Below are 21,120 nucleotides of genomic sequence, written 5' to 3'. Positions count from 1 at the left end.
ACATACTCGTTACGAAATCAGTGCCGTATCGGTCGATCGACGTGTCTTTTCGACATTCCGGGCGACGGATGCGCGGCCTGCGTCAGCGCACGTCGAACCACTCGTCGCCGATGCCGACGCGGCTGCCGCGGGGCACCGGCATTCGCACGCCGGGCTCGAGCTCGATGCTCCGCGGGCGGGCAGAAGGGTCGCCGGGGGCCGCGTCGAGGTCGGGTGGGGTGACGAGGCGGGTGCCGTTGGAGGAGCGGCGGTCGGTGATCGAGAGGGTGTCACCGTCGACGTCGAAGGCGAGGTGCGTCTTCGAGACGCTGCGCTGGGGGTCGATCAGCTGCACGAGGTAGTCGACGCGCTCGCCGTCGGCGGGCTGGGGGTTGCGGCCGACGAGGCCCGGGCCGTGCACGCGGATGCTCTCGCCGGTGCTGAAGACGAGGGTGAACGCCGGGGGCGGGGGCGGGGTGGCGGCGGCCGGAGGTGCCGGCGGGGTCGCGGCTCGGGGCGCTGGCTGGGTTGTGGCTCGGGGCGCGGGCGGGGTCGCGGCGCGGGCGGCGGCTTCGGCCGTGAGCGCCGCGAGGAGGGCGCGGCGGTCGTGCCGGGCGGTGTCACCGAGGGTGGGGCGGGGGGCGATCGCCGAGGTCCCGCACTCGCCGCAGAGCACGGCGCCCGCGCTCAGGGTCGTGCCGCAGGTTCTGCACTTCACCGCTCGGTCCGCCTGTTCATCTCCTTGCCATGATAGGTGCGCAGCGACCGCGGCGAGAGCCGGGCCCTCAGGCGCGCGAGCCCGCGCTCCTGCCCGAGCAGGCGGCGGCGTTCGGCATCCGACGCGGCCCAGAGGGCGTCGAGCTCGGCCGCCGAGGGGTCGCCCGGCCCGTACAGCGCAGCGTCGACTCGCTCGGCGAGCAGCAGGCCGCTCTCGGACTCGAGCGCCGCCGCGGCCTCGCGCCGGGTGGTCCGGGGCGGCGGGGGCTCGCCGCGGTCGCGGACGGTGTCGAGCACCTCGGCCCAGCTGCCGGCGGCACGCTCGCGCGCGCTGCCGCGGCTCCGGCGCCGGGAGCGCCGCCGCGCCTTCAGCGCGAGCACCGTCGCGAACGGCGCCAGCAGCACCGCGAGCACGAGCAACCCGAGACCCACGCCCAGCACGATCGCGAGCAGGGGGCCGGGGTCGTCGTCACGCGGCGCGGGCTCGTCGTCGCTCTGCTGCGCGGGTGTGCCCGGATCCGGGTCGGCGAGCCCTTCGGACGCCGGCGGCAGCACCTCGGGGGGCTGCACGGATCCGGCGCCGTCCTCGAGGGCGCTCGGCGGGATCGGCTTCACCTCGGGCGTCGGGTCGATCGCGACCCAGCCCTCGGTGGTGAGGACTTCGACCCACGCGGTGGCGTCGCTCCCCTGCAGGTCGACCGGCGAGCCCTCGGCGCCGGTGTCGGTGTCGGTGTCGGCGTCCGGCTCGGTGTCGGCGCCGGTGTCGGCGAGTGCCGGGACGACGAAGCCGACGGCGACCCGGGAGGGGAAGCCGGCCGCGCGGGCGAGGAGAGCGGCGGCGGCCGCGTACTGCTCCGGGTCGCCGACCATGGGCGAGGCGGTGAGGAGCTCCTGCAGGCGGTCCGCCCCGTGGCCGGACCGGCTGAAGACGTCGCTGCCGGGGGCGCCGGAGCGGTAGCCGCTGCGGAGACCGGCCATCACACCGGCCAGGCGATCACCGGGCGGCCGGGAATCGGGGGCCCACTCGGCGAGCCGTTCGGCCAGGGCATCCGGAGCCGTCGCCGCCGGGGACGCCGCCGCCCCCGGTTCGAGCTCGGACAGCCGATCGACCGCGACGAACGGCGCGGACGCGGTGCCCGTGACCACGTACCCGTCGCCCCGCCGGAGCGCGACGAGATCGGCGACCATCGAGAGCCGCCTGCTCGCGAACAACGCGTTCTGCAGCGTGGACGCGTCGGGGCCGGTGAACGCGACGGCGGACGCCCCGTCGGGGATCGGGACCCAGACGCCCGCGTACCCCTCGACCCCGACCGTCACGTCGTGGACACCGCCCGCTGCGCTCGCGGGGTCGGTGGCGGCGCTCAGCCGGCCGGTGACGCGCTGGAAGAGATCGGTCGGAGAGGCGGCGGGTTCGCCGGAGGCGGTCGCAGCGGGCGCGGCGTCGCTGCCGGCCACGGTGAAGACGACGCCGTCGTAGGCGTCGAGGCGGGCGAGGGCCAGCCGCGATCCGGGCTCGGCGCCCGTCACCGTGAGCAGGGTCTCGTCGGCGGCGGGCTGCTTGAGCAGGGCGCGCAGCCCGGACAACGGGCTGGCGTGGTCGCGGGCGTCGAACACCGGCGCGACCGCCTCACGCACCACGCGTCGATCGGGGGCAGGAAGTGCCCCGGCCACGAGCACCGACACCGCGGCGGCACCGGCGACGAGCGCCACCGCGACCCCCCGCCCTCGCCGCCGCCCGGCCGACGGCGTCGACGACCGGGGACGGACGAGGACGAGCCAGAGGAGTGACACGACGGCGAAGGCGCCTCCGAGGGCGGCCGGCGCGTGACCTCGCGGGGCGCCGAGCGCGATTCCTGCGACGAGCACCAGCGCCGGGAGCAGCAGGGCGGCTTCGGGACGGGGCGTGCGGGTCGCGACGGTGGTGCCCACGACCGCCGCGGCGAGGGTCAGAGAGAAAACCGGCACGAGGAGCGCCTGGTAGTCGCCGACGGGCAGCTCGATGGTGACGAGCTGGCGCCAGCCGGTCGCGGTGGTGACGATCAGGTCGAGGAGGCCCTCACCTGTCGGCAGCACCCCGCCGAGCGCCTTGCCCGGCACCGCGAGCGGCACACCGAGCACGAGCCACGCGGCGACGGTCGCTCCGAGCACCACGGGCCCGCTCCACCGGAACGCCGCCCCGAGAGCGCCGATCGCGACCCCCACGGCGATCGCGACGCCCGCCGCGACCACGAACGACAGCGACTCGTGCACCGGCCACCAGGCAGCTGCCCCGATCCCGAGGAGCAGCACCATCCCCGCCGCGCGGTTCCGGACGCTCCGGGCGGCGTCGCGCCCCCCGCCTCCGCGCCGGGGCCGCCGTGACGGCGGCGGCGCCCCGCCCTCCGGCTGCGGTGCCGCCGGACGCACCGACGTCGCCCGAGCAACCGACCGGGCCGACCCGGACGATCGGGCTGCCTCACTCACGCGCCCACCGCCCGGGCCAGTCCCCGCACGAGGTCGTCGAGGTAGCCGATGCGCATGATCCGCAGCGCCTCGATGCGGACGAGCGTCGGCGGCGACTCGGGCCGGGTGACGACCGCCACCACCTCGACCCCCGGCGCGAAGTTCGCCGCGGCGGCCCGGAGGCGGCGCGCGGGCACGGTCGACCCGCAGACGACGAAGACGAGCGAGGCATCGGGCGCCTGCTGGGCGACGGTGCGTGCCAGCCCGGCGACCGGGGTCGCGGCGGGCAGCTCGTGGATGCCGCTGAGGTCGTCGAGCAGCTCCCGCCGGCCCCGCGAACGCAGCCGGCCGGCCTCGCCACGGGTGCGCGGGGCCCCGGCGAACACCGACAGGGTGGTGCCGTCGGCGATGGCCCGCGCGCCGATCGACCCGACCGCGCTCACCGCGAGCTCGAACTCGTCGTCCGAGGCGTAGTCGGCGGCCGCGAGCGACTGCAGCACGATCAGGTGACTGCGCCGCGTCTGCTCGAACTGCCGCACGAGGAAGGCGCCGGTCTTGGCCGTGCTCCTCCAGTGGATGTGCCGCCGGTCGTCGCCCGCGACGTAGGGCCGCAGGGCGTGGAACGCGATGTCGCTGTCGGTCAGGTCGGTGGTGGCGATGCCCTCGAGATCCCGCAGCAGGCCGCTCGTAGCGACGGTGAGAGCAGCGGTCGGCGGATGCACGTACAGCAGCGCCCGTCCGCTCCGCGCCGACTCGCGCCGCGCGAACCCGAACGGGTCGCGGCGCACCAGCGTCACGGGGCCGAGCTGCACGACGCCCCGGCGCCCGGCCGGCACGCGGAGCTGCACCTCGCGGGTCTCCCCCGCGGCGACGGCGGGCAGCCGGACGCTCTCGACCCGATCACCCACGGGGAGCTCCGCGTCGCGGGCCCGCTGCCGCCCCCGGCCGTCGCCGGTCACCCGCACCACGACGGTGGCCGTCCCACCCGCGACGACCTGGCGTTCGAGCACGGAGACGGCCAGGCCGCCCGAGCTGCGTCCGACGAGGAACAGCGCGGCGACGAGCACGAGGAGGGCGGCGGTGAGGCCGACGACGAGGAGCTCGGTCCAGCCGAGGGCGACGCCGAGGGCGAGGCCGATCACGGCGGCAGCCAGCACCGACCACCCCGCGGCGGACACGGCGACCGGGCGGGACGGGACGGCGGCGGTCGCGCCGGTCATGCGCCCGGCGCGTCCCCGGGAGGCGCGACGTCGAGGAGCACGCGGGAGACGACGCCGAGCGCGGTGACCCCGTCGAACTCGGCCTCGGGGTCGAGCACGAGGCGGTGCGCGAGCACGGGGCCCGCGAGCGCCTTGACGTCGTCGGGGATGACGTAGTGCCGGCCGTCGGACGCCGCGTAGGTCTTGGCGGCGCGCACCAGGGCGAGGGCGGCGCGCACGCTGCCGCCGAGCCGGGTCTCCTCGGCGTCGCGGGTCGCCTGCACCAGGCGCGAGACGTAGTCGTTGATGGCTGCGTCGACGTGCACCGTGCGGGCCTCGGACGCGAGCAGCACGACGCCCTCGGCGGTGATCACCGCGGGCTTCGGCTCGCCGTGGGCGCGCTCGGTGGCGCCCTCGAGGATGCGCAGGGTCGTCGCGTGGTCGGGGTAGCCGATGCTCGTCTTGATCAGGAAGCGGTCGAGCTGTGCCTCGGGCAGCCGGTAGGTTCCCGCCTGCTCGATGGGGTTCTGGGTGGCGATCACCATGAACGGCTCGCCGACCGGGTGGGAGACGCCGTCGACCGTGACGCGCCCCTCCTCCATCACCTCCAGCAGCGCGGCCTGCGTCTTCGGGCTGGCCCGGTTGATCTCGTCGGCCAGCACGACGTTCGCGAACACGGGCCCAGCGTGGAAGTCGAAGGCCCCGGTGCGCTGGTCGTAGACGCTGACGCCGGTGATGTCTCCGGGCAGCAGGTCGGGGGTGAACTGGATGCGGCTCGACGACCCGCGCACGCTGTCGGCGATCGCGCGCGCGAGCGAGGTCTTGCCCGTTCCCGGCGCGTCCTCCAGCAGCAGGTGGCCCTCGCTGAACAGGGCGACCAGTGCGAGCCGGATGACGTGCGCCTTGCCGTGCAGCGTCTGCTCGATGGTCGCGGTGAGGCGGTCGAAGACATCGGCGAACCGGGTCGCCTGCTCGCTCGTCATCGTCATCGTGGTGCTGCCTCTCCGTTAGCCACGGTACACATAGTGGTGATCGCCGATCTGCACCGAGAGTCCCGCGTCACCGGGTGCGGCAGGGGTCCCGGGTGTGCAGGAGCCGGGCACGACGACCTGGCCGCCGGGCTCCCCCTCGGGCGTGATGTCGGCCGAGCCGCAGGTGTAGGCCGGAGCCAGAGCACCGTTCGACGGTTCGCCCGACCAGGTCCAGCGGGTGCCGTCGTAGTCCGGCCCCCGGTCGAACGCGAAGGTGAGGGAGGGCTCGGGCGCCGTGACCGTGTCGGAGTACGCGCCGCAGACCTCCGCACCGCCCCAGCGGTTGCACGCCTGCAGCTGGAAGCGGTAGGCCTCGCCGAACGCTCCGCCGGTCAGCGAGCGGGGGAAGCCGCCGAGGGTGAACGCCTGCGGCTCCCCCGTCGGTGACCCGGACGAATCGACCCGGCGCACCCGGTAGCGGGTGTCTCCCGACGAGGTGCCGGAGGTGGGGGCCGACAGCACCTGGGCGTCGAAGGCGGTGCCGGACTGCACCATGGCCACCGAGACCCCGGCCGCCTGCACCTGGCCGGGGCTCGGGTAGGCGACCGCCGTCACGACCGACGAGGCCACGCAGCCGGCCGCGTTGTAGCCCCAGACGACGAAGCCGTAGGCCGCGTCGACGTCGGTCAGGCCGGTGAAGGTCGCACTGCCCGCTCCGGAGCCGAGCGCCTGCTGTGCGATGACGTCGCCGCCGGCTTCAGGTGCGGTCGGGCGCCCCGGCGCGGGTGTCGAGACCGAGCAGGCCTGCGCTCCGGCCGGCTGCCCGGTGCCCGGGCGCAGGGCCTGGGCGTAGTAGCCGGCGACAGCGCTTCCGTTGCCCTCGAAGCCCGGCCAGCTGAGCACGACGGTGCCGGGGCCGGCCTCGGGTGTGGCGACGGCCGTGACGGCGGATGCGGCCGGCGCACCGTACGGCGTGCCCGTCGCGCCGGCCGACGGCCAGGCCGCGAGCGGCGGGTACGCCCCGTTGCGGGCCGTGACGACCACGTCGACCGAGGAGCCGTTCTGGAGGCCGGTGACGGTGGTCGAGCATCCGTCGCCCGCGCAGCTCGCCGCATCGACGGTGGCGACCGCCACGCCGTTCGCCGTGACGTCGTACTGCCGCACGGCCGAGCCACCGGCGGGCACCGAGGCCGGCTCCCACCGCACGCCGAGGGCGCCGTCGAGCGGGGCGAGCTCGGGGGTGCCGGGAGCTGCGGGCAGGAGGTCGGACCAGACCGGCACCGAGTAGCTCCGTGCATCCGACGAGCCGATCGCGTTGACGGCCGAGACGCTCAGCGTGACGGCGTCGCCCGGGCCGTTGCCCGGGGTGCCGACGTCGCAGCTCGTGCTCGCGCAACGACTGGTCGTCACCGCGCCGGCCGCGGTGCGGGCCTCGACCTCGAAGCCCGTGATGGCTGAGTTGTTGGCGGGCCCCGGCGAGAAGGCGAGGGTGATGCTGCGGTCGCCGAAGCCGGTGACGGACAGGCCGGTCACCGGAGACGGCCGATCGGCGACCGAGATGCGCACCGTGCCCCAGGCGGCGCGCGAGGGATCGCCGGTGGCGTCGAGCACCTGGTACTGCACGGCGATGTCGGCCGCGGGCGCGTCAGGGGCGACGGTGACCTCGAGCACACTGTCGCTGCTCCCCGCGGCGATGCTCACACCGGCGGGGAGCCGGGAACGGTCGAGGCCCCGCACGGCGACGACGCGGAGGGGCGTGGCCGGGAACGGGTTCGTCGCGGCGTCGTTGGCGAGCACGTCGACCGGGGTGGTGCGGCCTCGCGGCGCCAGAACGGAGTCGACCGCCGGCACCGCGATCGGGCGGGTCGAGGGCACCACCGACACCGCGATCGTGCCCGAGGTGCCGGCTGCCGCGTCGCCGTTCGCAGTGACCTGCACGCCGAGCTCGCCGGTCGTGCCGATCGGCGTGCCGGGAGCGGCGGTGACGGTGAGCGTGCTGCCGATCAGCACCGCCTGGAAGCCCTCGGGCCGCGCGTCCTGCACGGCGAAGGCGAGGGGGCCGGGAGTCGCGGAGGTGGTGAGCCGGGCCAGGTCGATCGCCTTCTGCTGCCCGGGCTCGAACTCCACGACCGCGCCGGCGAAGGCCGGGGGCTGGTTCTCCCGCGGCGTCACCGTGATGGGCAGCACCAGGGTGGCGCGCCGCGCCGACGGTCCGTCGCCGTCGGTCACCTCGAACGACAGCGAGGCGGGGCCGAAGTAGCGGTCGGCGCTGCGGAAGGCGAGCGTGTCGTCGCCGACCACGAGCGGGCCGCCGTCGGCGTGCGTGGCCCGCACGGTGTTCGGGTCGGCGATCCGCACCGGGCGGTCGCCGACGGCCACGACGACGTCGTTCACGTCGATCTCGAGCAGGGCACCCGACTCCACCTGCAGCACCGGCGCGCCCTGGCGCAGCTGGGGCAGGGCGTCGTCGGTTCCGGGCACCCGGACGAAGCCCGACGATCGGACGGCGGGGTCGTCGGGATGGGCGACGGTGAAGGGGATCACCTGCGCCGCAGACGCGATCCGCACGCGGAGCCGTCCGTCGACGACGCGGGCACTCTCGGCGAAGCCGTCCTGCACCGTGAGGGTGAGGGCGCTCGGCGGCCCCTCGGCGAAGAAGACGTTCCGCAGAACGTCGACGTCGACCACCGAGCGGTCGAGGATGTCGCCGAGCGTCAGCACGGTGTCGTCGACGACCGGCCGGGCCAGCGGGGCATCGGGGTCGACGTCGATCGTGGCGAAGCTCGACCCGGTGCCGCCGCGCTCGTCGGCGACCGTGTACACGACGCCGTACCGCCCGGGCTGATCGGGCGCACGGATGCTCAGCAGCGCCCCCTCGATCGACACCGTCTCGGCGGCGGAGGCCGAGCCCGGCCCACCGTCGGACGGCACCACGCCCGGCCCCGTCAGAGGCTCCACGGCGGCGATGCTCAGCGGGCTGCCCCCGGGCGAGGAGTCGTTGTCGAGCACGCGGAGGAGCACGGTGCGCCCCGGACGGACGCGCACCTCGTCGGGGGTGGCGACGGGATTCCGGACGCTGTCGAGGCGCGGGCTGATGCCGACGCGCACGGTGCCGCTCGCCTTGGCGCCGAGGCGGTCGGCGACGGTGTAGCCGAACGTGTCGGTTCCGGAGGAGTACTCCCCCGCGGCGAACTCGATCCAGTCGGGCCCGGTCCGAACGACCTGCCCCTTCGCCGGCACCGAGTCGATGCCGAGGAACTGCACGGAGTCGCCGTCGGGGTCGATGCCCTCGATCGGCACGCTGACGCGGACGGTCTCGCCGGCGATCACCCGGGCCGTGACGAGCGCGGGCACCGGTGCCGCGTTCACGGTCGCATCGGCTTCGCGCACGGTGATCGTGACCGCCGCCGTCGCCCACTGCCCGTCGGGCGCGTCGACCCGGTAGACCGCCGTGACGTCACCCGGCGTCGCGGGGGCGAGGAATCGCAGGCGGTCGCCCGAGGCGAACAGCAGCCCGGCCTGCCCGGCGGGGGCCGAGACGAGGGCGGGGTCGAGGCTCAGCCGGTCGCCGTCGGGATGGACGTCGTTCGCCAGAACGGGGATGTCGACCACGTCGCCGACGCGCACGGCCGCCCGGTCGGGCACGGCGACCGGGGGCTGCCGCACGGGAGGCTCCGGGATCTCGACGACCGTCACGGTGCCCTGCGCCGCCGTGAAGCCGTTGGTGACGGTGTAGGCGGCGCTGGCGCGCCCACCGGTGAGCGGGCCGGTGAGGGTGACGCGGAGCATCCGCTGCTCGATCACCTCGACCCGGAGCGCAGGATCGCCCGCCGCGTCGGCGCCCGTGACGATGAGCACGCCACCCGCCGGGTCGAAGTCGCCCGCCAGCACGTCGACCGGCACCACGGAGCCTTGGCGGACGAAGGCGGAGTGCGGCACCGTGACCGGGCGGGCGTTCGCGTCGGGCGGTACGGTCGCCACCACGCGGATGACCCCGGTCGCACTGCGGCTGCCGTCGCCGACGGCGTAGTCGAGGGTGGTGCTGCCCGCGGTGTCGGCGGTGACGCGCACCGTGCCGCCGGTGAAGTCGGGCGCGATCGTGAACCCTTCCCGGGCGGGCACGGCGGCGAGCCGGAGCTCGGAGTCGCCGCCCGTGACGTGCGCGAGGGGGTCGATCTCGACGGCCTGGCCCACCCGGGCCAGCACGACGAAGCCCTCGGCCCGGAGCGGCACCTGGTCGGGCGGATGGACCTCGACCGTGAACGAGCCGGTCGTCGAGGTGACGCCGTCGCCCACGGTGACGGTCACCTCCTTCGTTCCGGTGGTGGCGCCGGCGTCGGTGACCGTGACCACGCCCTCCGGCGTCCAGCTGACGGAGTCGGGGGCCGCGACGGCGGCGGACTGCAGATAGAAGGCGTCGCCGTCGGGGTCGAACCAGTCGCCGCGCAGGTCGAGCTCGGCCCGGCCGCCGAGCGCCACGTCGAGCGTCTCGCGGGTGCTCTGCACGGGGCCCGTGTTCTCGTCGTCTGCGCGCAGCGTCACCCTCACGACGGCGTCGTCGGTTCCGCCGCGGCCGTCGGAGACCGTGTAACCGAACTCGAGCACGTCGCCGGCCTCCCCGCCGGGGCCCGCGGCGGCCGGCGTGGTGAGCTGCAGCTGCTGGTCGTCGGAGACGAGGTCGACCGTGTAGCCGGCGCCCTCGGGCAGAGCGACCGAGTCGATCACGATCACGTCGTCGTTCGGATCGAAGTCGTTCTGCAGCACCGGCAGCACGATCGAGCGGCCGGGGCGGGCGCCGAGTTCGTCGTCAGTCGCGACCGGCGGTTGCTGGTCGGGGTCGGGAGCCTGGTCGTCGTCGGCGACCGTCTGGGCACTCGTGGGCCGGGTGGGCTTCTCGGGCAGCAGGGCGTCCCAGTCGTCGATGGGGGCGTTGCCGCGGGTGACGTCCCACGAGCGACCGCTGGCCGCGTCGCTCAGCAGCACGCCGCCGGTTCCGTTCGTGCGGAAGACGAGACGGTCTCCGGATGCTGCTCCCGGGAGGACCCCGTCGGCCCCGCCCGAGGCGGCCGACGGGCCCGCGTCCGGGCCGCCGGCCGTCGTGCCGCCCTCGCTCCGGCCGTCGGCGCCGGAGTCGTCGCAGCCCGTCCAGCTGCGGCCGTCGGTCCAGGCCGCGAACCAGCAGCCGTCGATCTGCACCGGCGCGGTGGAGGTGCCCGAGTGTCCGTCGGAGAGCACGTCCACCGAGCCATCGGCGAGGGTGACGGACAGGAGGGCCGCCGGGGTCGCGACGATCACGCTGTCGGCGTCCTCTGACGGGCTCTGCAGCCAGACGGGCCGACTCTCGGCACCGGGCGGGTTCCCAGCGGGATCGGTTGTCCCTTCGTCCGGTTCATCGCCCGGCTGCGGGCTGCCTCCGGCGTCACCCGCGCCCGTGCCGGCCGCGAGATCGACGGGCACAGTGCCGTCGGCGGTGATGAGACGCCCCGCCGAACGGTCGAGCACGACCCAGCGGTCGCCGACCGCGCTGATCGCCAGCTCGTCGTCGGTGGCGACGTCGAGCGGTCGGGCATCCGCTCGCTCGCCGCGAGCCAGGGCGTCGGTGTCGACGCTGAACACCGACCCGCTGGCGGCCGAGACGGCGAGGACGGTGCCGTCGGCGGTCACCGCGGTCGCGCCGCCCGCCCCCAGGGTCAGGTCGGCCGGGCTAGCCGGATCGAAGGTGGCGAGAGACGCGACGGGAACGACCCAGACGTCGCCCGAAGCGAGGGCGGTGACCACGGCGACGCCTCCGGCGAGCGCCACCTCGACGTCGCCGGCCGGCAGGGGGAAGGTGTCGGAGACTCCCGCCGAGGCTGTGTCGATGAGGCGCCCCTCGCCGCCGCCCTCGTCGAGCACGACGACGTTCTGCCCCGACTGCGCGACCGACAGCGAGCCCGACTCCATGCGGATGGCCGTGTTCAGCTCCCCGACCTGCGGGTTCGCCCGGCCGACCGCCTGGTGCAGGTCGCTCGTCACCCAGACGGCGGCGTCGTCGAGGTCGACCTTCTGCGCGCTGTACCCCGACGAGACGACGGCCGTCACCGCGACCACGGCCGTGATCAGGGCGCCGACCCCGATGCTGGCGGCCGACGAGCGACGGTGCCGGCCTCCCTCGTCGCGCTCCCGGATCGCCCGGATCACCCGGATCACGGCAGGCTCGCGCACTTCTCGGTGCCGGCGTCGCCGGAGCGACCCGCGTGAACGATGGTCACGGTGATGCAGACCGGTGTGCCGTCGGCGGGGAAGGCCGCGAACTCGCTGCTGCGCTGCACCGAGCTCTCGCCCGTCGACGTCTCGACGCGGAAGCTGTCGCCCTCGGCGAGACCCGGATCGTTCCAGCGGAACAGGATGCGCCCGCCGTCGACCTCCGTGCTGATCGCCCCGACCGCCGGGATGTCGTCGCCTCGCGGCAGCAGCACCAGACCCGCGGCGACCGCTCCCCCGGCCACGACGACCGCCGCGGCGACGAGGCCCGCGATGACTCGCGTTCGCCGGTGTCCCCGGCCTGTCCGTCGCTCGGTTCCGGATGCTCGGAGCCCTTCCGTGCCGCCGCCCTGACGGATCCGACGGGTCTCGCCGGACGGTGCCTGCAGCACGGTGCGGTCGGGGTGGTCTCGACTCGAGTCGGCGGCCCACTCGGCTCGGGAGACCTCGACCTCGGTCTGAGGAAGGCCGAGCCCGGTCTCGATCGACTGCAGGTCTCGGAGCAGCTCCAGCGCCGAGGCCGGGCGGTTCTCAGGCTTCCTCGACAGCCCCCGGAGGAGCGCCCTCTCGAGGGAATCCGGCACATCCGTACGGCCGATCGGGGCGGGCCTGGCCGTGACGATCCGCGACGAGAGCTCGGACGAGGTCGTCGACGCCGCGCCCGGGACCTCGAACGGCGAGCGCCCCGCCAGCAGCGAGTGCAGGGTCGCCGAGAGCCCCCACACCTCGGAGGCGATCGTGCCCTGGGTCTGGTCGGACACCACCTCGGGAGCCGACCACGGGACCGACAGCCCGACCGCGTCGGTACCCGCGGCCCGCCCGCGGGTGGACTGCGCGATGCCGAAATCGGAGAGCACCGGCGCCCCGTAGGCCGTGATCAGGATGTTGGACGGCTTCACGTCGCGGTGCAGGATGCCCTGCTGATGCGCGGTGTGCAGCGCCCCGGCGATCTTCACGCCGATGCGCAACACCTCGGCCACCGGCAGCGGCTCCCGCCGGTAGCGCTGGCCGAGCGAGGAGGAGCAGAGCTCCATCACGAGATACGGCCGGCCGTCACCGGACACGCCCGCCTCGTACACGGTCAGGATCGACGGATGCGCGCTCAGCCCCGCCATCAGGTCGGCCTCGACCTGGAACATGCGGCGCACCTGCTCGTCGACGACCTCGGGCAGCATCACCTTCACCGCCACCTGGCGGCGAGGCATGTTCTGCTCGAACAGGAACACGTCGGCGAAGCCGCCCGAGCCCAGCACGCGCACCGGGGTGAACCCGGGGAGCGTGGGGGGCGGTGAGGGGAGGCGGCGCGGCACGGTGCGGTCTAGGGCTGCGAGGTGCCGCGGTCGCCCGGGCGTTCATCGGCGTCGCCCGCGGGTGCGCCGTCGTTCTCGTCGGACTCCACGTCGACCACGACGACCGTCACGTTGTCGCGCCCGCCGTTGGCGAGCGACGCGGCGACCAGCTCGTTCGCGGCCCGCTCGGCCGTCGGCGAGATGGAGAGGTAGTGGCGGATGCCGACGTCGGTGAGCTCCTTCGTCAGCCCGTCGGAGCAGATCAGCACCCGCTGCCCCGCGACGACGGGCATCGTGGAGTAGTCGGGGATCGGCTTCTCGTGGAACCCCACCGCGCGGGTGATGACGTTGCTGTCGGGGTGGCGCTCGGCCTGCTCGGGCGTGATCAGCCCGGCGTCGATGAGCTCCTGGACGACGGAGTGGTCGACGGTGAGCTGCTGGAGCTCGCCGTCCTGCAGCAGGTAGACCCGCGAGTCGCCGATGTTGAACACCATCCACGCGAGATCGTCCTCGACCTCGACGAGCGCCACCCCGGTGACGGTGGTGCCCGTGCCCAGCACGGACTCGTCGCCCACGCGGTCGATGTCGGTCAGCGCCTCGGCGAGCGCCTCCTCGATGCGGTCGGCGGTGGTGACGGCGTCACCGATCTCCCCGAGCCGGTCGACGACGGCGGCGCTGGCGACGTCGCCGGCCGAGTGGCCGCCCATGCCGTCGGCGACGGCGAAGATCGGGATGTCGGAGATCGAGCTGTCCTCGTTGCCCGCGCGCTTGTTGCCCTTGTCGCTGATGGCCGCCCAGGAGAGGGTGACCTGCCGGGGCACGGCGCCCTCGCGCGTGACGCTCACGCGCGCACTCGTTCGACCGATCTGGGTCACGGTGACAACTCCTGACGACGTTCCGGAACCCTACGGTGTGATCCCGGTGCTTGTTCGGCCTTGCGGCGGGGTGCGGATGCGGTTCCCGACGCCGATTCCGACGATAGCCGACCGGCCCGCGACCGCCGAATCCCGCCGCATGGACTCCCTCGCTCTCGCCTGCGGTCGAGGGTTACGTCCATAACGACGGAATCCGCGTTGTTCTGGCCATCCACCTACGGATTCGCTTGCCCGAGGGCCGATCACCTGACAGGATCGAAGCATGAGCACGAAGCCGAAGCCCTCCGCTCTCGACGACACCTCCAAGGCGATCATCGAGCAGCTGCAAGACGACGGGCGCCGTTCCTACGCCGAGATCGGCAAGGCGGTCGGGCTGTCGGAGGCGGCGGTGCGACAGCGCGTGCAGAAGCTCACCGAGTCGGGCGTGATGCAGATCGTGGCCGTGACCGACCCCCTGCAGCTCGGCTTCTACCGTCAGGCCATGATCGGCCTCAAGGTCTCCGGCGACACCCGCGAGGTCGCCGACGCCCTGGCCGCCATGCCGGCGGTCGACTACGTGGTGCTCACCGCGGGAACGTTCGACATCCTGGCCGAAGTCGTCTGCGAGGACGACGACGACCTCATCGCCCTGCTGAACTCCGAGATCCGGAAGCTCGACGGCGTGCAGTCCACCGAAACATTCGTCTATTTGAAGCTGCACAAGCAGCTCTACAACTGGGGTACACGATGACCACCACCGAACAGCCCGTCACGACCTCCGGCACCGGCGCACCACTGGGCGGGCGGGCCGCGCGCTCCGACGCCGAGCTGCAGCAGATGGCGAAGGACCACCTGTGGATGCACTTCTCCCGCCAGTCGGTGATGGAGTCGGGCGGCGGTGTGCCCATCATCACCAAGGGCGAGGGCCACCACATCTGGGACTCCACCGGCAAGAAGTACATCGACGGCCTGTCGGGACTCTTCGTGGTGAACGCCGGGCACGGGCGCCGACGCCTCGCCGAGGTCGCGGCGAAGCAGGCCGAGGAGCTCGCCTTCTTCCCGATCTGGTCGTACGCGCATCCGTCGGCCATCGAGCTCGCCGACCGCCTGGCCGATCTCGCGCCCGGCGACCTGAACCGCGTGTTCTTCTCCACCGGTGGCGGTGAGGCCGTCGAGACGGCCTTCAAGCTGGCGAAGCACTACTGGAAGCTGCAGGGCCGGCCCACCAAGCACAAGGTCATCTCGCGGTCGATCGCGTACCACGGCACCCCGCAGGGTGCCCTGGCGATCACGGGCATCCCGGCGATGAAGGAGATGTTCGAGCCGGTCACCCCCGGTGGTTTCCGCGTGCCGAACACGAACTACTACCGCGCCCACGAGATGGGCTTCGAGGGCACCGAGGAGGCCTTCGGCCTGTGGGCGGCGAACCGCATCGAGGAGATGATCCAGTTCGAGGGGCCCGAGACGGTGGCCGCGATCTTCCTCGAGCCCGTGCAGAACTCGGGCGGCTGCTTCCCGCCGCCCCCCGGCTACTTCCAGCGGGTGCGGGAGATCTGCGACAAGTACGACGTGCTGCTCGTCAGCGACGAGGTCATCTGCGCCTTCGGCCGCATCGGCAACTACTTCGCCTGCGACACCTACGGCTACCAGCCCGACATGATCACCTGCGCCAAGGCGATGACGAGCGGGTACTCCCCCATCGGCGCCACCATCGTGAACGAGCGGGTCTACGAGCCGTTCAAGCACGGTCAGACGGCGTTCTACCACGGGTACACCTTCGCCGGGCATCCGGTCTCGGCGGCCGTGGCCCTCGAGAACCTCGACATCTTCGAGGAGGAGAAGCTGAACGAGCGTGTGCGGGAGAACTCGCCGCTGTTCCGCCAGACACTGGAGAAGCTGACCGATCTGCCGATCGTCGGCGACGTGCGCGGCGACGGCTACTTCTTCGGCATCGAACTGGTGAAGGACAAGGCGACGAAGGAGACCTTCGACGACGACGAGTCGGAGCGGCTGCTGCGCGGGTTCCTGTCGAAGGCGCTGTTCGACGCCGGACTGTACTGCCGGGCCGACGACCGGGGCGACCCCGTCATCCAGCTGGCACCGCCGCTGACGATCGGGCAGAGCGAGTTCGACGAGATCGAGCAGATCCTCCGCGGCGTGCTGTCCGAAGCCTGGACGCGGCTGTAGGCCCCGCCCCACATGGCTGCGACCGACTACCGAGACCTCTCGTTCTGGTTCGATTCGCTCGCCGGATCGGGCCGTGACGACCTCACACCGCGGGCCGGCCTCGTCGGCGACCAGCGCACGGACGTGTGCATCGTCGGCGGCGGGCTCACCGGCCTCTGGACGGCGTACTACCTGAAGCGGGCGAATCCGGAGCTCGCGATCACCGTCGTCGAGAAGCACATCGCGGGCTTCGGGGCCTCGGGGCGGAACGGCGGATGGTGCTCGGCCCTGTTCCCCACCTCGACAGACGCCCTCAGGCGCGCCTACGGCGACGAGGCCGCGATCGCCATGCGGCAGGCGATGATCGACACCGTGGACGAGGTGGGCCGCGTCGTCGCGGCCGAGGGCATCGACTGCGACTACGTCAAGGGCGGAACGCTCACCTTCGCCCGGAGCGACGTGCAGCTCGCGGCGGCGCGCGCCGAGGTCGCTGCGGCGAGCGCCTTCGGGCCCGACCGCCTGCAGCTGATCACGGCAGCCGCCCGCAGCGGTGCCGGTGGTTCCGACTCGGGCACCGGCGACGCCGACGAGCTGGGTGGGACGGCTGCGCTGGTGCGGGCCCTCGAGGCGACGAGGTCGTCGGCCGCGGCGTTCGATCCGTCTTGTGCCCGGCTTCATCCTGCCAAGCTCGTGCGGGGGCTCGCCGAGGTCGTCGAGACGATGGGCGTGGTGATCGCCGAGCAGACGGAGGTCGTCGAGTGGGCGCCGCGTCGCGTGCTCTGCCAGGGCGAGACCGGGCAGTCGCTGGTGCACTGCGACACGGTCGTGATCGCCACCGAGGGCTACGGGGCGGGCCTGCCGGGAGTGCGGCGGCGCATCCTGCCGCTGTACTCGCTGATGATCGCGACCGAACCCCTGCCGGCCGAGCTCTGGGACGAGCTGGGGATCGAGCACGGCACCACCTTCTCCGACTTCCGTCACCTGCTGGTCTACGGGCAGCGCACCGCGGATGATCGCTTCGCCTTCGGCGGGCGCGGGGCCCGCTACCACTGGGGCAGCAGCATCACCCCGGGCCATGACCGCTCGGCTCCGGTCTTCGCCCACCTGGAGCGCGCACTGGTCGACCTGTTCCCGGCCGTCGCCGACGCCGAGATCACCCATCGGTGGGGCGGGCCGCTCGGAGTCCCCCGGGACTGGCACGCGACCGCGAGCTTCAACCCGCGGACCGGCGTGGCCTTCGCGGGCGGGTACGTGGGCGACGGGCTGAGCACGACCAATCTGGCCGGCCGCACCCTGGCCGACCTGATCGGCGTTCGAGACACCGAGCTCACCGTGCTGCCGTGGGTGAACCACCTCTCGCCCAAGTGGGAACCCGAGCCGCTGCGCTTCCTCGGCGCGAACCTCGGCCTCCTCGGCACCACCGCCGCCGACACGGAAGAGGCACTCACCGGCCGCCCCTCCCTCGCCGCCCGCCTGCTCGGCCCCCTGACGGGTCACTGACCCCAGCCGCGAGCTGCCGACACCGCCCTCACGATGGGGGTCGTCGGGGGCCGGTGCCCGCCCACGGGCAGCCAGCGCCCGGTCTCGGGCCACCGAGTCGATCTCCGCGCCGCCCTCACGACGGACAGCATCGCCGGCCACCTTCGCCGCACCGGGGGCCGGCGAAGGCGGCGTGGGGCACAGGCTGTGCGGACGGGTCAATCGAGCCATTGCGGCACCAGGCCCTGGTCGAGGATCTGGCGGAAGAGGTGGGCCAGGGAGCAGGCCGGGTCGGCGGCGAGGCACTCGTCGAGGTAGGCCGCCGCCACCGTTCCGCGCCCCCGGCACCATTCGAGCCAGGCCAGCATCACGAGCGGAGAGGCGGCGAGCGAGGGCGGCACGCACTCGGCGACCCGGCGCAGCACGTCGACCGAGCGGCAGAGGGTCTGCGGACGCGGCGCGTCGGCGGCGGCACCGAGGAAGGTGGAGAAGACGGATCCGGCTCGGGCGTCACTGCCGTCGAGGGACTCGGCCAGCGCGGTGACCGCACCGTCGAGCCCCCAGGCGCACTGCATCAGCACCAGGTCTCGGAGCAGTCGTCGCCTCAAGGGCCATGCCAGGCGGATCGCGCCGAGCTCCGTCGGCAGGCCACCCGCCGGGTCGAGGGCAGTGCACCACAGCTGCAGCGCCCGCATCGGATCGACCTCGGCGCGGTCGTGGTCGTCGGCCGGCAGCCCCAGGGCAGCCAGTGCCGCGTTCGTCAGTTCCTCGGGCGCCCGGCGCAAAGGGACGAAAGCGCCCCGGTGCGGGTCGCCGGCTGGTTCGCCACCTGATCGATCGCCGCCGAGGAGGTGATGAGAGGCAGCAGTCGGCACTCTTTCGGCGGAGAGCATCGACTCGGGAAGTGGGACAGGCGTTCCCGCTCGCGGTCGGCGTGGCCGGTCGCCGCGCCACGAGTCGGGCTCGAGGCGGTGCACGGCGCTCTCGGACACCTCGAGCAGTGCTCCGACGGAGAAGCCCGCCGCGTCGAGGCGCGCCGCCAGCGCCATGAGGTCCGCGGCAGTGCCCGCATCTACTCCCGCCCGGCGTGGTCGCCGGGGTGGTGCAGTGAGGGAATCGTCGCCGCCGGCCAGGGCGAAGGAGACGAGGTCGACGCGTGCGACGCCGGTCAGGCGGGAGAGCAGCGTCGTGAGGGTGCCGGCCACGTGGAGGACCGCGTCGGAGTCGGCACCCGAGTCGGCACCGCCACCGCCACCGGCATCGGCATCGGCATCGGCATCGGCATCGGCATCGGTCGCAGGTGGCAGATCGAGTCGGAGCACCGCGAAGGGGCGCCGGCGGCGGCGGATACGGAGAGCCAGACTCCCGCGCGGGACGAAGCCGAGTGTGGTGACGATGTCGGCCACGATCCTCACCTCGAGAGGTCGGTCGGGCTGGGGCGACGCCGTCGGAGCTGATTCGCGCTGCCGCAGAGTGCGGTGACCGTCTGCGGGCGGCCGGCCGGCACCGGGCGGTGGAGGCGGAGCCTGATCGAGCGTCACCGCACCAGGCGACGGGTGACGAGGGGCAGGAGGGAGGGTCGTGGGGAGCGCGCTCGGGGCGGTCGACGATGTCATGGCCACAGTGTGAGCGGCGGGGGCGGAGGCGACCCGCCTCGTGGGGTGATCTGTGGAGGGCTCGGGCGCATCCGGGATCTGTGGAGGAGGCAGGGCCGCGGACGCACGACGGCCCGGCGTGCGCAGGGCGCAGCCGGGCCGTCGGGACGGGGTGGATCAGGCGGAGAGGACGGCCTGCACGTCGAGCGAGATGGTGACCTTGTCGCCGACGAGGACGCCGCCGGTCTCGAGCGCGGCGTTCCAGTTGACGCCGAAGTCGTTGCGGTCGATCTCGGTCTTGGCCTCGAAGCCGGCCTTGTAGTTGCCGTAGGCGTCGGTGCCGAAGCCGCCGAACTCGAAGTCGAAGGTGACCGGCTTGGTGACGCCCTTGATGGTGAGGTCGCCGTCGATCTTGTAGTCGCCGTTCTCGACGCGCACGCCGGTGGAGACGAACTTCAGCTCGGGGTGGGTGGGGGCGTCGAAGAAGTCGTTGGTCGCGAGGTGGCCGTCGCGGTTCTTGTCGTTGGTGTTGACCGAGGCGACGTCGGCGGTCGCGGTGACCTTGGTCTCGAGCGGGTTCTCGGTCGTGACGAAGGTCGCGTCGAACTTCTCGAACTTGCCCTTGACCTTGCTGATCAGCATGTGGCGGACGGAGAAGGCGACCTCGGAGTGCGAGGGGTCGACGGTCCAGGTGCCGGCCTTGTACCCGGGGATCTCGATGGTGTCGGTCATGTGTTCCTCTTTCGTGAGTGTGAGCAATGGCGGGGAGCGATCACCCGTCCCCACGGTCTATACAAATGCATGAAAGCACAGCTTTATTCCGGGCTCGTGACGCGAAGCTCCGAATCGGCGTGGAAGCGGGCGGACGCGCCCGGTGCGATCGTCCCATCTTTCACTTTCGTCACATACCCTGGAGGCCATGTGGAAGCCGTCCGCCCGCAGCTGGGGCACCGTCGCCGTCGTGAGCGCGCTCGTCGCCTGCGCCGGGGTGCCGGCCAGCGCGGCCGCCGGGACGCCCGGCGCCGCACAGACCGGCACAGCCCAGACAGGCTCGGCGCAGGCCGGCACGGCCCAGGCAGTGCAGGCCGCCGTCGCCATCGCCCCCCGCGTCGACTACCCCAGCTGGGACGAGGTCAACGCCGCCAAGCAGAACGAGCAGGCCACCGCCGCCGAGGTCACCAAGATCACCTCCCTCCTCGACGAGCTCTCGTCGGTCTCGGCCCAGCGCGCGAACGAGGCGCTGCAGGCCGGCCAGGAGTACCTCCAGGCCAAGGCCGCCGCCGAGGCCGCGAGCGCCTACGCCGCCACCCTGCAGACCCAGGCCGACGACGCGACCGCGAAGGCCGACACCGCGACCGCCCAGGTCGGCGCCCTCGCCGCACAGCTCTACCGCTCCGGCGGCGACACGACGATGAACCTCGTGCTCAACCAGAACGACTCCGACTCGCTGCTCTACCAGCTCGGCACGATGACGAAGCTGACCGAGCGCACGGGCCAGATCCGGGATGCGGCCGAGGCCGCGAAGAACACCGCCCAGGCCCTCGAGAAGCAGGCGCAGACGGCGAAGAACGAGCGCGACACGTTGCAGACGGCCGCCGACGAGCGGCTGCAGGCCGCCCAGGACGCGCAGGCCGCCGCCGACGCCCAGCTCGCGGAGGAGCAGGACCGCAGCGACTTCCTCGTCACCCAGCTGGCCTCGTTGAAGAACGTCACGGCCGACGTCGAGTCGCGCTACCGCGCCGGCGAGGAGGCCAAGCGGCAGGAGGAGGAGCGTCAGCGCCAGGCCCTCGCCGACCAGGAGGCGCCGGGCAGTGCCTGGGTGCCCGGCGAGGTCGCCCCGGCGTCGGTGGCGCAGGCCTACGCGCAGAGCATCCTCGGCAACTACGGCTGGGGCGGCGACCAGTTCGGCTGCCTCGTGCAGCTCTGGATCGGCGAGTCGGGCTGGCGCGCGAACGCCTACAACCCCTCGAGCGGGGCGTACGGCATCCCGCAGTCTCTGCCCGCGTCGAAGATGGCGTCGGTCGGCACCGACTACGTCACCAACCACGAGACGCAGATCATCTGGGGCATGAACTACATCTCCGACCGCTACGGCACCCCCTGCGGCGCCCTCTCGGCCTGGAACGCGCGCAACCCCCACTGGTACTGAGCCGTCCCGGCACCCCTCCGAGCCGCACCCCGCGGCA

The 21,120-nt window shown here is 73.4% G+C and carries 13 protein-coding genes; 4 read left to right on the top strand and 9 right to left on the bottom strand.

All coding sequences use genetic code 11. From position 1 onward, the window contains the following. Positions 1-82: 82 nt before the first annotated feature. The 7 genes from BJ984_RS11605 to BJ984_RS11575 all read right to left on the bottom strand — a co-directional run bounded on the left by BJ984_RS11605 (position 83) and on the right by BJ984_RS11575 (position 13,685). Positions 83-697 carry an FHA domain-containing protein gene (locus tag BJ984_RS11605; protein ID WP_179548158.1) on the bottom strand — a complete coding sequence of 205 codons (615 nt, stop codon included), beginning with the start codon at positions 695-697 and terminating at the stop codon, positions 83-85. Beyond that, complete coding sequence (locus BJ984_RS11600; protein ID WP_179548157.1) at positions 694-2,988, bottom strand: transglutaminaseTgpA domain-containing protein; 2,295 nt, start codon at positions 2,986-2,988, stop codon at positions 694-696. The genes BJ984_RS11605 and BJ984_RS11600 overlap by 4 nt, the downstream gene beginning before the upstream one ends. Positions 2,989-3,155: 167 nt before the next feature. Beyond that, positions 3,156-4,358 carry a DUF58 domain-containing protein gene (locus tag BJ984_RS11595; protein WP_179548156.1) on the bottom strand — a complete coding sequence of 401 codons (1,203 nt, stop codon included), beginning with the start codon at positions 4,356-4,358 and terminating at the stop codon, positions 3,156-3,158. Then, positions 4,355-5,326: an AAA family ATPase gene (locus BJ984_RS11590; RefSeq protein WP_179548155.1), complete on the bottom strand. Its 972-nt coding sequence runs from the start codon at positions 5,324-5,326 to the stop codon at positions 4,355-4,357. The genes BJ984_RS11595 and BJ984_RS11590 overlap by 4 nt, the downstream gene beginning before the upstream one ends. An 18-nt stretch (positions 5,327-5,344) precedes the next feature. Next, entirely contained in the window at positions 5,345-11,497 is a 6,153-nt protein-coding gene (locus BJ984_RS11585; protein ID WP_179548154.1) for an Ig-like domain-containing protein, read from the bottom strand. Next, positions 11,494-12,861: a serine/threonine-protein kinase gene (locus BJ984_RS11580; RefSeq protein ID WP_179548153.1), complete on the bottom strand. Its 1,368-nt coding sequence runs from the start codon at positions 12,859-12,861 to the stop codon at positions 11,494-11,496. Before BJ984_RS11580 ends, BJ984_RS11585 begins: the two co-directional genes overlap by 4 nt. Before the next feature lie 8 nt (positions 12,862-12,869). After that, on the bottom strand, positions 12,870-13,685 hold the full coding sequence (locus tag BJ984_RS11575) for a PP2C family protein-serine/threonine phosphatase (RefSeq protein WP_271206587.1): 816 nt from the start codon (positions 13,683-13,685) through the stop codon (positions 12,870-12,872). 292 nt (positions 13,686-13,977) lie between these two features. Here BJ984_RS11575 and BJ984_RS11570 point away from each other — a divergent pair, with 292 nt between their 5' ends. The 3 genes from BJ984_RS11570 to BJ984_RS11560 are packed head-to-tail and all read left to right on the top strand — an operon-like array spanning position 13,978 to position 17,360. Next, complete coding sequence (locus tag BJ984_RS11570; RefSeq protein ID WP_173180713.1) at positions 13,978-14,445, top strand: Lrp/AsnC family transcriptional regulator; 468 nt, start codon at positions 13,978-13,980, stop codon at positions 14,443-14,445. Further along, entirely contained in the window at positions 14,442-15,881 is a 1,440-nt protein-coding gene (locus tag BJ984_RS11565; protein ID WP_179548151.1) for an aspartate aminotransferase family protein, read from the top strand. Before BJ984_RS11570 ends, BJ984_RS11565 begins: the two co-directional genes overlap by 4 nt. A gap of 12 nt (positions 15,882-15,893) precedes the next feature. After that, positions 15,894-17,360: an NAD(P)/FAD-dependent oxidoreductase gene (locus BJ984_RS11560; protein WP_179548150.1), complete on the top strand. Its 1,467-nt coding sequence runs from the start codon at positions 15,894-15,896 to the stop codon at positions 17,358-17,360. A 197-nt stretch (positions 17,361-17,557) separates the two neighbouring features. On the opposite strand, the gene BJ984_RS11555 is transcribed toward BJ984_RS11560, so the two are convergent. Together BJ984_RS11555 and BJ984_RS11550 are read right to left on the bottom strand one after the other, a co-directional pair. After that, positions 17,558-18,745, bottom strand: a complete 1,188-nt coding sequence (locus BJ984_RS11555) for a DUF4192 family protein (RefSeq protein ID WP_179548149.1) — start codon at positions 18,743-18,745, stop codon at positions 17,558-17,560. Positions 18,746-19,111: 366 nt separating this feature from the next. Then, positions 19,112-19,666 carry a YceI family protein gene (locus BJ984_RS11550; RefSeq protein ID WP_179548148.1) on the bottom strand — a complete coding sequence of 185 codons (555 nt, stop codon included), beginning with the start codon at positions 19,664-19,666 and terminating at the stop codon, positions 19,112-19,114. Positions 19,667-19,853: 187 nt separating this feature from the next. Here BJ984_RS11550 and BJ984_RS11545 point away from each other — a divergent pair, with 187 nt between their 5' ends. Further along, on the top strand, positions 19,854-21,083 hold the full coding sequence (locus tag BJ984_RS11545) for a coiled-coil domain-containing protein (protein WP_179548147.1): 1,230 nt from the start codon (positions 19,854-19,856) through the stop codon (positions 21,081-21,083). Positions 21,084-21,120 lie beyond the last annotated feature (37 nt).

The organism is Herbiconiux flava, assembly GCF_013409865.1.
GTDB classification, from domain to species: Bacteria; Actinomycetota; Actinomycetes; order Actinomycetales; family Microbacteriaceae; genus Herbiconiux; species Herbiconiux flava.
The sequence above is the reverse complement of the archived record's forward strand: the minus strand, read 5'-3'. Positions and strand labels throughout refer to the sequence as shown.

Excerpts from the sequence above, each read along its gene's own strand:
- BJ984_RS11595 (WP_179548156.1), bottom strand. The coding sequence starts at position 4,358 with ATGACCGGCGCGACCGCCGCCGTCCCGTCCCGCCCGGTCGCCGTGTCC.
- BJ984_RS11545 (WP_179548147.1), top strand. The coding sequence starts at position 19,854 with ATGTGGAAGCCGTCCGCCCGCAGCTGGGGCACCGTCGCCGTCGTGAGC.
- BJ984_RS11565 (WP_179548151.1), top strand. The coding sequence starts at position 14,442 with ATGACCACCACCGAACAGCCCGTCACGACCTCCGGCACCGGCGCACCA.
- BJ984_RS11550 (WP_179548148.1), bottom strand. The coding sequence starts at position 19,666 with ATGACCGACACCATCGAGATCCCCGGGTACAAGGCCGGCACCTGGACC.
- BJ984_RS11570 (WP_173180713.1), top strand. The coding sequence starts at position 13,978 with ATGAGCACGAAGCCGAAGCCCTCCGCTCTCGACGACACCTCCAAGGCG.
- BJ984_RS11560 (WP_179548150.1), top strand. The coding sequence starts at position 15,894 with ATGGCTGCGACCGACTACCGAGACCTCTCGTTCTGGTTCGATTCGCTC.
- BJ984_RS11600 (WP_179548157.1), bottom strand. The coding sequence starts at position 2,988 with ATGGTGCTGCTCCTCGGGATCGGGGCAGCTGCCTGGTGGCCGGTGCAC.
- BJ984_RS11590 (WP_179548155.1), bottom strand. The coding sequence starts at position 5,326 with ATGACGATGACGAGCGAGCAGGCGACCCGGTTCGCCGATGTCTTCGAC.